Origin of the sequence: Pseudomonas sp. SBB6, assembly GCF_024213215.1 — a bacterium.
Taxonomy (GTDB): domain Bacteria; phylum Pseudomonadota; class Gammaproteobacteria; order Pseudomonadales; family Pseudomonadaceae; genus Aquipseudomonas; species Aquipseudomonas donghuensis.
In genome coordinates this window covers 117,505-129,869 of sequence record NZ_JANAVH010000006.1, presented here as the reverse complement: position 1 = coordinate 129,869, position 12,365 = coordinate 117,505, and the positions used below count along the sequence as shown (strand labels likewise).

The following is a 12,365-nucleotide window of genomic DNA, read 5'->3' as shown; positions in this document are numbered from 1 at the left end:
GCCGGATGCAGGAGCACCCCTAAAAACCAGGCGAAAAGCAGGGCAGTTACGCCACAACCCGCTTTGTAGTGGAGTTTACACGCCACGACAAATAATGACCCACGGGTTTTGCAACTGACAGGCCGAATCGAGACTGCTGGGTCAGGGTTAAATTCGTCCACCTGTGATCGTTTTTAGAGGTGCCCTTGTACCCACGCGCAATCGCCGGGTTTGTCCCAGGCGACATTCTTTTCACCGGAGAGTAACGAGGAATCCATGAAGGTTCTTGTAGCTGTCAAACGAGTGGTCGACTATAACGTCAAGGTTCGCGTCAAGGCGGACAACTCCGGCGTCGACCTTGCTAACGTCAAGATGTCCATGAACCCCTTCTGCGAAATTGCCGTAGAAGAAGCCGTGCGCCTGAAAGAGAAGGGCGTTGCGAGCGAGATCGTCGTCGTTACCGTCGGCCCGGCCACTGCCCAGGAGCAACTGCGTACTGCCCTGGCACTGGGTGCCGACCGCGCCATCCTGGTCGAATCGGCTGAAGAGCTGACTTCGCTGGCCGTGGCCAAGCTGCTCAAGGCAGTGGTCGACAAGGAGCAACCGCAGCTGGTGATCCTTGGCAAGCAAGCCATCGACAGCGACAACAACCAGACCGGCCAGATGCTGGCGGCACTGAGCGGTTACGCCCAGGGCACCTTCGCCTCCAAGGTCGAAGTCGCTGGCGACAAGGTCAACGTCACCCGTGAAATCGACGGCGGCCTGCAGACCGTTGCGCTGAACCTGCCAGCCATCGTCACCACCGACCTGCGCCTGAACGAGCCGCGCTACGCGTCGCTGCCGAACATCATGAAGGCCAAGAAGAAGCCGCTGGAAACCGTTACTCCAGACGCGCTGGGCGTTTCCACCGCCTCCACCAACAAGACCCTGAAAGTCGAAGCGCCGGCTGCCCGCAGCGCTGGCATCAAGGTCAAGTCGGTTGCTGAACTGGTCGAGAAACTGAAGAACGAGGCGAAGGTAATCTAAATGACTATCCTGGTTATCGCTGAACACGAAAAAGGTGCCGTTGCCCCGGCCACCCTGAACACTGTTGCTGCTGCCGCCAAGATCGGTGGTGACATCCACGTGCTGGTCGCAGGCGCAAACGTCGCTGGCGTCGCTGAAGCTGCGGCCAAGATCGCCGGCGTTGCCAAGGTGCTGGTTGCCGACAATGCCGCCTACGCTCACCAGCTGCCGGAGAACGTTGCGCCACTGGTCGCCGAGCTGGGCAAGGGCTATAGCCACGTGCTGGCGCCTGCCACCTCCAACGGCAAGAACATCCTGCCGCGCGTTGCCGCGCTGCTGGACGTCGACCAGATCTCCGAGATCATCTCGGTTGAATCGGCTGACACCTTCAAGCGTCCGATCTACGCCGGTAACGCCATTGCCACCGTGCAATCGAACGCTGCCGTCAAGGTCATCACCGTGCGTTCCACCGGCTTTGACGCCGTTGCCGCCGAAGGGGGTTCGGCTGCCGTTGAAGCCGTCGCTGCTGCCCACGACGCGGGCAAGTCGGCGTTCGTTGGCGAAGAGCTGGCCAAGTCCGACCGTCCAGAGCTGACCGCTGCCAAGATCGTCGTTTCCGGCGGTCGCGGCATGCAGAACGGTGACAACTTCAAGCACCTGTACGCCCTGGCCGACAAGCTCGGCGCTGCCGTTGGCGCTTCGCGCGCTGCGGTCGACGCAGGTTTCGTACCCAACGACATGCAGGTCGGTCAGACCGGCAAGATCGTTGCACCACAGCTGTACATCGCCGTCGGTATCTCCGGCGCGATCCAGCACCTGGCCGGCATGAAAGACTCCAAAGTGATCGTTGCGATCAACAAGGACGAAGAAGCGCCGATCTTCCAGGTGGCCGACTACGGCCTGGTGGCTGACCTGTTCGAAGCCATCCCTGAGCTGGAGAAGCTGGTTTAATCCAGCCGCTTCACTTATAAAAGAGCCCGGTCCGTACGGGCTGTGCAGGCCTGCCTTGCACAGCCCGTCGGATCGGGCTTTTTCATTCGGGGTAAAAAGATCAGGGAGTCGTTGCATGGGAAGGCGTTGCCGGATAAACACGGCGCTGGTGTTCGCTGCGGTGTTGATGCCGTTGCAAGCCTGGGCGGTGGGTAAGTGCGAGCGGCTGGTGGTCACCGGCAGCCCCGATGCCCCGCCTTATTCGTGGCGCGACCCGCAAGATCCCAAGCACTTGATGGGTGCCAACGTTGATTTGTTCAAGCAGGTCGCCAGCGAGTTGGGGCTTAAAGTCGAAGTCCTCGACAGCGGCAGCCGCAGCCAGGCGCTGGAAGAGGTGCGCAGCGGGCGTGTCGACCTGCTGATCGACTCACCCTTCGCGGTGGCCGAGCTGACCACGGTCGACTATGTTCACCCCGCGTTGCTGAACAATGAATATGTAGTCTGGACCCGCCACGATTCGACGCTGGTGTACAACACCCTGGCTGATTTGCATGAGCATCAGGGCAGCGTCTCGGAAAAGGCGCGGACGACACCCGAATTTGCCGCCTATGCCAGGAGCCAGTTGCAGCTTGCGCCGGCACAGAACCTGACCCAGGCCTTCCAGAAACTGCTGCTCGGCCAGGTCGACTATGTGCTGGCCGGCCGCTACGCCGGCATGGCCATGGCTCAGACCCTGGGCATGAGCAACGAGTTGATTGCCCGCGGCTTGCCCCTGGATCGTCCGGGGTTGTACCTGGCGCTGTCGCATAATTCGGCGTGCAATGACGCTTGGTTGCGCGGACAACTGGCAAAAAAACTGACAGAATTGCCGGCCTCCGGCGTGTCCCAGGCGGTACTGCAACGTAATGTCGAACGCTGGAAAGCGCAGATGCAGGCGCCGCTGGATGCCCCTAAACAGTAGGAAGATTGCGTGAGAACTCATTCACTATTCGCCGTTTTGGCGTTGCTGGCCCTGGCCGGGTGCGCCAATGACCCGGCCCCCAATGAACAGCTGCGCTTGTCCGAGCAGGCGCTGGAGCAGGCCAAGGCGGTCGGTGCCACCGATGAAGTGGCCGAGCTGAAGCTGGCTGAAGACAAACTGGCCCGGGCTCGTTCCAACATGACCAGTGAATCCTATCGCGACGCGCGCATGCGCGCCGAGCAGGCCGAGCTCGATGCGCGCCTGGCCGAGGCGCGGGTGCTGACGGTCAAGAGCAAGGAGCAGCTGGACTTGCTGCAGTCGCGGGTCAATCGCCTGCGTAAACAGTTGGGGGAGCAGCGGTGAGTTCGATCAAACCTTTGGTGGCACTGTTGTTGCTCGGCGTGGTGGGCTTGCAGGGTTGTGCCAGCCAGCGCAGCGAAGTGGCGCTGGATGAGGCTACGGCCAAGTTTCAGACGGTCAAGGACGATTCCGACGTATTGCGCAGCGCGCCGCGTGACGTGATTCGTGCCGGTGAATCCCTGGCCCGTGCCGAGCGCCTGTCCAGTTATCTGGGCACTGGTGCCGATGTGCGTCATTACGCTTACTTGAGCCAGCGCTACAGCGACATCGCCCGTGAGCACAGCAACCTGGTGCTCAATCAGGAACGTCTGGCCAAGCTTGAGCTCGAGCGTCAGCGCCTGCAGCTGGCCCTGCGCGAAGCCAAGCTTGCCAGCGTGCAGCAGCAGGGCAAGTGGCTGGAGGCGCAGATTGTCAGCCTGGCCACCGAGCAGAGTGATCGCGGCCTGGTCATGACCCTGGGCGACGTGCTGTTCGATACTGGCCATGCGGAGCTGAAGAACTCCGCCAGCCGTACCGTGCTCAAGCTGGTGCAGTTCCTCCAGCTCAACCCCAAGCGGGTCGTGCGTATCGAGGGCTACACCGACAGTACCGGTGCGCCGGAAGACAATCTCAAGCTCTCCCGTGATCGGGCTCAGGCAGTGGCCGACATGCTGATCGATCTGGGTGTCGATGAAAAACGCATCCAGGTCGAAGGGTACGGCGACCAGTATCCGGTCGAGGCTAACGCCTCGGAGCGGGGCAGGGCGCAGAACCGTCGGGTCGAGATCGTCTTCTCCGACGAAAAAGGCAAGCTCGGCGCCGCACGCTGAGTAATAGATGAAGAAACCCGGAGGCCGCACAGCTCCGGGTTTTTTTATGGGCGATCGCCTGGTTGTGACAAATGGCACACGCCAGCCTCTGTCACGCAACTGTATTGTCGACTATTCTGCAATCTGTCCCAGTACACTTCGCAACTGTTCCGGTATTCTTGCTCAAAACAGCCGTACAAAAACAACTACATTGCCTGCGTGTCGAGATCTGATCATGACCAACCTGCTGCTTTATCAGCGCATCGCCCAGCAACTGGCCGAAGATATTCGCCGCGGTGTGTATCAGCCAGGGGAGCGCGTGCCGTCGGTGCGCAAGATGAGCTCGCAGCTCAATGTCAGCCATGCCACGGTGCTCCAGGCCTACGCCAACCTCGAAGACCAGGGCCTGATCCGCGCGCGGCCGCAGTCCGGCTACTATGTGCACCAGACCCCGGCACTGACCGCGCAGACGCCGGATATCGCCCGGGTCGAGCGCCCCGGTCTGGTCACGCGCAGCAGCATCATCCAGCAGGTGCTGACCGAGGCTCGGCGCGACGGGGTGTTCCCTTTTGGCGCGGCGGTACCCCATGTCGATTACCTGCCGGTGCGGGCGCTGCACCAGCAGTTGGCCAAGGTCACCCGCTTTCATAGCCCACGGGCCTTCAGCTACATGTTCAGCCCGGGCTTTGAGCCCCTGCGTCGGCAGATCGCCATTCGCATGCGCGATGCCGGTGTGGTGGTCGACCCCAGTGAAGTAGTGGTCACCCATGGCTGCGTCGATGCCCTGCAGATGTCGCTACGGGTGCTGACCCGCCCGGGTGACCTGATCGCCGCCGAATCGCCGACTTACTACGGCTTGCTGCAACTGGCCGATTTGCTCGGCCTGAAAGTCATCGAAATTCCCAGTGATCCGTCCACCGGCATCAGTCTTGAGGCCTTGCAGCTGGCCGCCAACCAGTGGTCGATCAAGGCGCTGGTGTTGACCGCGCGCCTGAGCAACCCGCTGGGCGGCACCATCCCGGAAGACCGGCAGAAGCAGTTGCTGCGCCTGGCCTCGGACTTCGATATTCAGATCGTCGAGGACGATATCTACGGCGAGCTGATGTTCGAGCAAGGCAAGACCAAGTCCCTCAAGGCCTTCGACCGGCTAGGGCGGGTGATCTATTGTTCGAGTTTCTCCAAGACCCTGTCGCCAGGGGTGCGTATTGGTTGGATGGTTGCCGGCAAGTACCAGGCAGAAATCCAGCGCTTGCAGACCTTTACCACCCATTCGGCCTGCAGCGTGACCCAGATGGGGGTGGCGTCCTATCTGGAGAACGGCGGCTACGATCGGCATTTGCGCTACATCCGTCAGGAGTATCGGAAGAATCTCAGTGCTTATCAGTTGGCGGTGCAGCAGCACTTTCCTGAAGGTACGCAGATGACCCGGCCCACCGGCGGCTTCATCCTCTGGGTCAGCTTGCCGGGGCGGGTCAACACCCAGGAGTTGCATGTACGTGCGCTGCAGCAGGGCATCAGTATTGCGCCGGGGTTGATCTTCAGTAACACCGAGCAGTTCAACCACTGCATTCGCCTGAACTGCGGCATCCCGTGGAACCGCGAGGCGGAGCGGGCGGTAATGACCTTGGGTATGTTGGCCAGCCAGTTATGCCAAGAATCTGCCTCGGGCGCTTTTTTCTAGACTTGCCAGTCGTGTCAGGAACGGGGAGCATAAGCATTTTCAGGGATAGTCGTCGGTGCCTATGAAAGTGTTGCGTAGTATCGGGTTGTCCCTGTGTTTGCTGGGTGGGTTGGCCTGTACCTCGGTAGCCGTGGCTGAAACCGCGCCGGCAAACAAAGCCCCTGCAACGAAAAGCGTCAAGCCTGCCGCCAAGCCAAAGCAGGTGAAAGCGGCGCCGGTGAGAAAGAAGGCGACTGCCAAGGCCGCCCAGCGCAGCGTGCGCAAGAACGCCAAAGCGGCACCACAGCCATTGCCCAAGGCCAAGCTGGACCTGAGCCTGCCCTCCGGCATGGTCAAGGAGCTCAAGCCCGATACCCAGGAACAGGCGCCTCTGCCCAAGCCGCTGTTGCCCTATCTGTTTGGCGAAAAGCCCCCGTCCGATAGCCCCTTCCAGCTCAATGGCCGGCTGATCAGCAACGAAATGCAGCTGCAGCTGCGTAACGAAAGCCGCAAGGATGTCGAGGGTGCAGCGATCGAGTTCGAGTTCAAGCAGTAGGGCGACACTGACTGTTCGGTCATCGCATTTGCAATTGATATTTCATCCTGCCAGCAATTTTAAACACCTGTTTAAGCGGTTACTATCCGGGTTCACTCATCATTTGTTACTCCGAGGATTCTGTTGTCATGAACTGCCGTGAAGGTTGTGGCGCCTGCTGCATCGCGCCCTCCATCAGCTCGCCGATACCGGGTATGCCCAAGGGCAAGCCTGCCGGCGAGCGCTGCCTGCACCTGTCGGTTGCCAATCTCTGTGGCTTGTTCGGCATGCCCGAGCGTCCGGCGGTGTGCGGTGGTTTCAAGGCAGAGGCCGAGATCTGCGGCAATGACCGCGATGAGGCAATCAGGATCCTGGGGTGGCTGGAGCAAATGACGGCAGCTTGAAGCGCGGATCTTCGACAATAAGGAACAAGAGAATGGGATCGTTTAAACACGTGGCACTGGTGTTGGGGCTTGGCGCGGTACTGGTGCCGCTGGCCCATGCCGAGGACTGGAAGCAGGCCAAGAACGAGGACGGGATCAAGGTCGAGCTCAGCGAGGTTGCCGGTTCCGATTACAAGGCCTATCGCGGCATAACCTTCATTAAGGCGCCGCTGGAGAAGGTCAGGGCGTTGCAGGAGGATGTCGTCGCTGCCTGTGCCTGGATTCATGAGTGCAAGTCGCAAAAGCTGCTGAAAGCCGAGGGTGAGCAGAACTGGACCTACACCCAGTTCAACACCCCGTGGCCGGTCACCCCGCGTGATTCGATCCTGCACGTCACCACGACTCAGGCCGCTGATGGCAGCCTGACCCGCAAGCTTGAAGGCGTTCCGAAGTACTTGCCGGAAGAGAAGGGCTTCGTGCGGGTGGCCAAGGTTGATGGTTTCTGGAAGCTGCAGCCAAAAGATGGTGGCACTGAGGTAACTTACCAGGTGCATACCGAGCCGGGCGGCAGCGTGCCGTCGATGGTGGCCAACAAGTTTGTGGTGGATGCGCCGTTCAATACCTTGAAGGCATTGAAGGCGAAGGCTGAGAAGCCGTAAGTACAGATCGCGGGGCAAGCCCGCTCCTACGGATCTGTAGGAGCGGGCTTGCCCCGCGATAAATTCCCCCGACCCAATAAAAAAGGCTGCCCGAAGGCAGCCTTTTTTCGTGTTCGGCCCAAAGGCTTACTTGCGGTCTTCCAGCTTGACGATGTCGCGCGACTCGTAGCCGGTGTACAGCTGGCGAGGGCGGCCGATCTTGTACGGGCTGGAGAGCATTTCTTTCCAGTGCGAAATCCAGCCGACGGTCCGCGCCAGGGCGAAGATCACGGTGAACATGCTGGTTGGAATGCCGATCGCCTTGAGGATGATCCCCGAGTAGAAGTCGACGTTCGGGTACAGCGAGCGCTCGATGAAGTAAGGATCGGTGAGGGCGATCTCTTCCAGGCGCATGGCCAGTTCCAGCTGCGGGTCGTTCTTGATGCCCAGCTCGCGCAGGACTTCGTCGCAGGTCTGTTTCATCACGGTGGCGCGCGGGTCGCGGTTCTTGTAAACGCGGTGACCGAAGCCCATCAGCTTGAACGGATCGTTCTTGTCCTTGGCCTTGGCGATGAACTTGTCGATGTTCGAGACATCGCCGATTTCATCGAGCATGGTCAGTACCGCTTCGTTGGCACCGCCGTGGGCAGGGCCCCACAGTGCAGCGATACCGGCGGCGATACAGGCGAACGGGTTGGCGCCCGAGGAACCGGCCAGACGGACGGTAGAAGTCGAGGCGTTCTGCTCGTGGTCGGCGTGGAGGATGAAGATCCGGTCCATTGCCTTGGCCAGTACCGGGCTGATCGGTTTGATCTCGCACGGGGTGTTGAACATCATGTGCAGGAAGTTTTCCGCGTACGACAGGTCGTTGCGCGGGTACATCATGGGCTGGCCCATGGAGTACTTGTACACCATCGCCGCCAGGGTCGGCATCTTGGCGACCAGGCGGACCGCGGAAATTTCGCGGTGCTGCGGGTTATTGATGTCCAGCGAGTCGTGGTAGAACGCCGACAGGGCACCCACCACGCCGCACATGACGGCCATCGGGTGAGCGTCGCGGCGGAAGCCGTTGAAGAAGGACTTCAACTGCTCGTGCACCATGGTGTGGTTCTTCACGGTGCTGACGAACTGGGCCTTCTGCTCGGCATTCGGCAGTTCGCCGTTGAGCAGCAGGTAGCAGGTCTCGAGGTAGTCGGATTTTTCGGCCAGCTGTTCGATCGGGTAGCCGCGATGCAGCAGGATACCCTTGTCGCCGTCGATATAAGTGATCTTCGACTCGCAGGATGCGGTCGCCATGAAACCAGGGTCGAAAGTGAAGTGACCCGTGGCCCCCAACCCTCTAACGTCGATAACATCGGGACCAACGGTGCCGGTTAAAATGGGCAGCTCGACGGGGGCTGCGCCCTCGATGACCAACTGCGCTTTTTTGTCAGCCATGTGGCCTCCTATTAATGCTTGAAATCATCAGACAGACCCCCCACGCAGGGCCCGCACCACTATAGTGAGATAAATTCGAATGTCAATTTGCCTAAAGCACGGTTGTAAAGGGCTTTGGGCGCTGTTTTTCCTCGAAATTACCGCCCGTTTACGCCTTTTGCTCATTAAAGGCAATGCGCTATTTGGGCTAGGTGTCTGCGTTGTCATTAGTAGCCTAACTGTCTATAATCGGCCCCCGACCGCCAGGGGCTTGCAAGCCCGTGTTGCTGGGGTCGTCACTCCCTGGGTGGTGGGTACCTGACCAGTACACTTACCAACAACTTTGCCCTGCTTGCTAGGGGCTCTTCAGTGTGAAAAAAGCCGTGAAAAGCCAACGACCTGTAAACCTAGACCTAAGGACCATCAAACTCCCCATTACCGGCGTTACGTCATTTCTTCACCGTGTTTCCGGCATCATCCTCTTCCTGGGCCTTGGCTTCATGCTTTATGCATTGGGCAAATCCCTGGGTTCGGAGGAAGGTTTCGCCGAGGTGAAGGCATGCTTGACCAGTCCGCTGGCCAAGTTCGTGGCATGGGGCCTCCTGTCCGCCTTGCTGTATCACTTGGTAGCCGGTGTGCGCCACTTGATCATGGATATGGGCATCGGTGAAACGCTGGAAGGCGGCCGACTGGGCTCGAAAATTATCATCGCCGTTTCCGTGGTGTTGATTGTGCTGGCAGGAGTTTGGATATGGTAACCAACGTCACGAACCTCTCGCGTTCGGGCCTCTATGACTGGATGGCGCAGCGCGTTTCTGCGGTCGTTCTCGCGGCTTATTTCATTTTCCTGATCGGATACCTGATCGCGCACCCGGGCATCGAGTTTGCCCAGTGGCACGCTCTGTTCTCCAACAACGCGATGCGTATCTTCAGTCTGCTGGCCCTTGTGGCCCTGGGCGCTCACGCCTGGGTCGGCATGTGGACCATTGCCACCGACTACCTGACGCCGATGGCGCTGGGCAAGTCGGCGACTGCCGTACGTTTCCTGTTCCAGGCGGTATGTGGTGTCGCGATGTTCGCGTACTTCGTCTGGGGTGTGCAGATTCTCTGGGGTATCTGATTCATGGCTAACATTCCTACGATTACATTCGACGCCATCATCATTGGTGGCGGCGGTGCCGGCATGCGCGCTGCGCTGCAGCTGGCCCAAGGCGGTCACAAGACTGCCGTGATCACCAAGGTCTTCCCGACCCGTTCGCACACTGTATCGGCCCAGGGTGGCATCACCTGCGCCATCGCTTCGGCCGACCCGAACGATGACTGGCGCTGGCACATGTACGATACCGTCAAGGGTTCCGACTACATCGGTGACCAGGACGCTATCGAATACATGTGTCAGGAAGGCCCTGCTGCCGTGTTCGAGCTGGACCACATGGGTCTGCCGTTCTCGCGTACCGAACAAGGCCGTATCTACCAGCGTCCGTTCGGCGGTCAGTCCAAGGACTTCGGTAAAGGTGGCCAGGCCGCCCGTACCTGCGCCGCTTCCGACCGTACCGGTCACGCGCTGCTGCACACCCTGTACCAGGGCAACTTGAAGGCAGGCACCACCTTCCTCAACGAGTACTACGCAGTTGACCTGGTGAAGAACCAGGAAGGCGCGTTCGTCGGTGTGATTGCAATCTGCATCGAAACCGGCGAAACCCTGTACATCAAGGCCAAGGCCACCGTTCTGGCCACTGGCGGTGCAGGCCGTATCTACTCCTCCACCACCAATGCCCTGATCAACACCGGTGACGGTATCGGCATGGCCCTGCGTGCAGGCGTTCCGGTCCAGGATATCGAGATGTGGCAGTTCCACCCGACCGGCATCGCCGGCGCTGGTGTACTGGTCACTGAAGGTTGCCGTGGTGAAGGCGGTTACCTGATCAACAAGCACGGCGAGCGTTTCATGGAACGTTACGCGCCTAACGCCAAAGACCTTGCTGGTCGTGACGTTGTGGCCCGTTCCATGGTTAAAGAGATCATCGCCGGCAACGGCTGTGGCCCTAACGGCGACCACGTGATGCTCAAGCTTGACCACCTGGGTGAAGAAGTACTGCACAGCCGCCTGCCAGGTATCTGTGAACTGTCCAAGACCTTCGCTCACGTCGACCCTGTGGTCGCGCCGGTTCCTGTTGTCCCAACCTGCCACTACATGATGGGCGGCGTTGCCACCAACATCCATGGTCAGGCGATGACCCAGGACGCCGATGGCGTTGATCACATCATCCCGGGTCTGTTCGCGGTCGGTGAAGTGGCGTGCGTATCGGTTCACGGTGCCAACCGCCTGGGCGGCAACTCGCTGCTCGACCTGGTGGTCTTCGGTCGTGCTGCCGGCCTGCACCTGGAAAAAGCGCTGAGCGACGGTATCGAATACCTCGACGCCAGCGACACCGACATCGATGTTGCCCTGAGCCGCCTGAACAAGCTCAACGAGCGCAACACCGGTGAAGACGTGGCTACTCTGCGTCGCGAGCTGCAGAGCTGCATGCAGAACTACTTCGGTGTATTCCGCACTGGCGAATACATGCAGAAGGGTATCGAGCAGCTGGCTGGCCTGCGCGAGCGTATCGCCAACGTCAAGATCAACGACAAGTCCCAGGCCTTCAACACCGCGCGTATCGAAGCGCTGGAGCTGCAGAACCTGCTGGAAGTCGCTGAAGCCACTGCAATCGCTGCAGAAGTCCGTAAAGAGTCCCGCGGTGCGCACGCCCGTGAAGACTTCGAAGACCGTGACGACGAAAACTGGCTGTGCCACACCCTGTACTTCCCGGGTGAGAAGCGCGTCGCCAAGCGCGCCGTCAACTTCGCGCCGAAAACCGTTCCGGCGTTCGAGCCTAAAGTCCGGACTTACTAAGGGTGGCCACAATGTTGCAAGTCGAAGTTTATCGTTACAACCCCGATACCGACTCGGCACCCAAGATGCAGGTGTTCCAGGTCGATACCGGCGGCAAGGACCTGATGGTTCTCGATGTATTGGCACTGATCAAAGAGCAGGACGAAGGTTTCTCGTATCGTCGCTCCTGCCGTGAAGGTGTTTGCGGTTCCGATGGCATGAACATCAACGGCAAGAACGGTCTGGCCTGCATCACGCCGCTTTCGGCCGTGGTCAAGCGCAACAAGCTGATCGTCCGCCCTTTGCCTGGATTGCCGGTCATTCGTGACCTGGTCGTCGATATGAGCATCTTCTACAAGCAGTACGAGAAGGTGAAGCCATTCCTGCAGAACGACACCCCGGCTCCGGCCATCGAGCGCCTGCAGTCGCCGGAAGAGCGTGAAAAGTTGGACGGTCTGTACGAGTGCATCCTGTGCGCTTGCTGCTCGACTTCCTGCCCGTCGTTCTGGTGGAACCCGGACAAGTTCCTCGGTCCAGCTGCACTGCTGCAGGCCTATCGTTTCCTGGCCGACAGCCGTGACACCAAGACCCAGGAGCGTCTGGCTTCGCTGGATGACCCGTTCAGCGTGTTCCGTTGCCGCGGCATCATGAACTGCGTGAACGTTTGCCCTAAAGGTCTGAACCCGACCAAGGCCATCGGTCACGTACGTAACATGCTGCTGCAAAGCGGTACCTGATTTTAAAAGTGTTGTACCCGTAGTACGCCAAGGTGCGGGCCGTTGCCCGCACCAAGGTGAAACCCGAGCTGGGGCCCACAAAGCCCAAGCTTTTACCT

Annotated in this window: 14 protein-coding genes; 13 read left to right on the top strand and 1 reads right to left on the bottom strand. The window is 59.9% G+C overall.

What is annotated here, in order from left to right:
* The first annotated feature begins 255 nt into the window (after window positions 1-255).
* The 9 genes from NLX68_RS14135 to NLX68_RS14095 all read left to right on the top strand — a co-directional run bounded on the left by NLX68_RS14135 (window position 256) and on the right by NLX68_RS14095 (window position 7,260).
* Complete coding sequence (locus tag NLX68_RS14135) at window positions 256-1,005, top strand: electron transfer flavoprotein subunit beta/FixA family protein (protein ID WP_010224703.1); 750 nt, start codon at window positions 256-258, stop codon at window positions 1,003-1,005.
* Window positions 1,006-1,935 (top strand): electron transfer flavoprotein subunit alpha/FixB family protein, encoded by a 930-nt coding sequence (locus NLX68_RS14130; protein ID WP_254284497.1) that lies wholly within the window; start codon window positions 1,006-1,008, stop codon window positions 1,933-1,935. It abuts the gene before it with no gap.
* A 115-nt stretch (window positions 1,936-2,050) separates the two neighbouring features.
* Window positions 2,051-2,875, top strand: coding sequence for an ABC transporter substrate-binding protein (locus NLX68_RS14125; RefSeq protein WP_254284496.1), 825 nt, complete (start codon window positions 2,051-2,053; stop codon window positions 2,873-2,875).
* Window positions 2,876-2,884: 9 nt separating this feature from the next.
* Complete coding sequence (locus tag NLX68_RS14120; protein WP_010224697.1) at window positions 2,885-3,238, top strand: DUF4398 domain-containing protein; 354 nt, start codon at window positions 2,885-2,887, stop codon at window positions 3,236-3,238.
* Window positions 3,235-4,044, top strand: a complete 810-nt coding sequence (locus NLX68_RS14115; RefSeq protein ID WP_254284495.1) for an OmpA family protein — start codon at window positions 3,235-3,237, stop codon at window positions 4,042-4,044. The genes NLX68_RS14120 and NLX68_RS14115 overlap by 4 nt, the downstream gene beginning before the upstream one ends.
* A 214-nt stretch (window positions 4,045-4,258) precedes the next feature.
* The gene (locus tag NLX68_RS14110) at window positions 4,259-5,704 is read left to right on the top strand and encodes a PLP-dependent aminotransferase family protein (RefSeq protein ID WP_010224694.1); all 1,446 of its coding nucleotides are present in this window, start codon (window positions 4,259-4,261) and stop codon (window positions 5,702-5,704) included.
* Between the two features lie 217 nt (window positions 5,705-5,921).
* On the top strand, window positions 5,922-6,239 hold the full coding sequence (locus NLX68_RS14105) for a translation initiation factor 2 (protein ID WP_367949534.1): 318 nt from the start codon (window positions 5,922-5,924) through the stop codon (window positions 6,237-6,239).
* A gap of 128 nt (window positions 6,240-6,367) precedes the next feature.
* Window positions 6,368-6,622 (top strand): YkgJ family cysteine cluster protein, encoded by a 255-nt coding sequence (locus NLX68_RS14100; RefSeq protein ID WP_254284493.1) that lies wholly within the window; start codon window positions 6,368-6,370, stop codon window positions 6,620-6,622.
* 32 nt (window positions 6,623-6,654) lie between these two features.
* A complete protein-coding gene (locus NLX68_RS14095; RefSeq protein ID WP_254284492.1) occupies window positions 6,655-7,260 on the top strand; it encodes an START domain-containing protein in 606 nt (201 codons plus the stop codon).
* A gap of 126 nt (window positions 7,261-7,386) precedes the next feature.
* Here the strand turns inward: NLX68_RS14095 and gltA are convergent, their stop codons facing one another.
* Window positions 7,387-8,676 carry a citrate synthase gene (gene gltA / locus NLX68_RS14090; protein ID WP_010224685.1) on the bottom strand — a complete coding sequence of 430 codons (1,290 nt, stop codon included), beginning with the start codon at window positions 8,674-8,676 and terminating at the stop codon, window positions 7,387-7,389.
* A 350-nt stretch (window positions 8,677-9,026) separates the two neighbouring features.
* Here gltA and sdhC point away from each other — a divergent pair, with 350 nt between their 5' ends.
* The 4 genes from sdhC to NLX68_RS14070 are packed head-to-tail and all read left to right on the top strand — an operon-like array spanning window position 9,027 to window position 12,267.
* Complete coding sequence (sdhC, locus tag NLX68_RS14085) at window positions 9,027-9,413, top strand: succinate dehydrogenase, cytochrome b556 subunit (RefSeq protein ID WP_254284491.1); 387 nt, start codon at window positions 9,027-9,029, stop codon at window positions 9,411-9,413.
* The gene (gene sdhD, locus NLX68_RS14080; protein ID WP_010224681.1) at window positions 9,407-9,775 is read left to right on the top strand and encodes a succinate dehydrogenase, hydrophobic membrane anchor protein; all 369 of its coding nucleotides are present in this window, start codon (window positions 9,407-9,409) and stop codon (window positions 9,773-9,775) included. Before sdhC ends, sdhD begins: the two co-directional genes overlap by 7 nt.
* 3 nt (window positions 9,776-9,778) lie before the next feature.
* Window positions 9,779-11,551, top strand: coding sequence for a succinate dehydrogenase flavoprotein subunit (gene sdhA, locus NLX68_RS14075; protein ID WP_010224679.1), 1,773 nt, complete (start codon window positions 9,779-9,781; stop codon window positions 11,549-11,551).
* A gap of 11 nt (window positions 11,552-11,562) precedes the next feature.
* Window positions 11,563-12,267, top strand: coding sequence for a succinate dehydrogenase iron-sulfur subunit (locus NLX68_RS14070; protein WP_010224678.1), 705 nt, complete (start codon window positions 11,563-11,565; stop codon window positions 12,265-12,267).
* The last annotated feature ends 98 nt before the right edge of the window (window positions 12,268-12,365 follow it).

Coding starts and splice junctions, on each gene's coding strand:
- NLX68_RS14135 (WP_010224703.1), top strand. CDS start 256: ATGAAGGTTCTTGTAGCTGTCAAACGAGTGGTCGACTATAACGTCAAG.
- NLX68_RS14130 (WP_254284497.1), top strand. CDS start 1,006: ATGACTATCCTGGTTATCGCTGAACACGAAAAAGGTGCCGTTGCCCCG.
- NLX68_RS14125 (WP_254284496.1), top strand. CDS start 2,051: ATGGGAAGGCGTTGCCGGATAAACACGGCGCTGGTGTTCGCTGCGGTG.
- NLX68_RS14110 (WP_010224694.1), top strand. CDS start 4,259: ATGACCAACCTGCTGCTTTATCAGCGCATCGCCCAGCAACTGGCCGAA.
- NLX68_RS14100 (WP_254284493.1), top strand. CDS start 6,368: ATGAACTGCCGTGAAGGTTGTGGCGCCTGCTGCATCGCGCCCTCCATC.
- NLX68_RS14095 (WP_254284492.1), top strand. CDS start 6,655: ATGGGATCGTTTAAACACGTGGCACTGGTGTTGGGGCTTGGCGCGGTA.
- gltA (WP_010224685.1), bottom strand. CDS start 8,676: ATGGCTGACAAAAAAGCGCAGTTGGTCATCGAGGGCGCAGCCCCCGTC.
- sdhD (WP_010224681.1), top strand. CDS start 9,407: ATGGTAACCAACGTCACGAACCTCTCGCGTTCGGGCCTCTATGACTGG.
- sdhA (WP_010224679.1), top strand. CDS start 9,779: ATGGCTAACATTCCTACGATTACATTCGACGCCATCATCATTGGTGGC.
- NLX68_RS14070 (WP_010224678.1), top strand. CDS start 11,563: ATGTTGCAAGTCGAAGTTTATCGTTACAACCCCGATACCGACTCGGCA.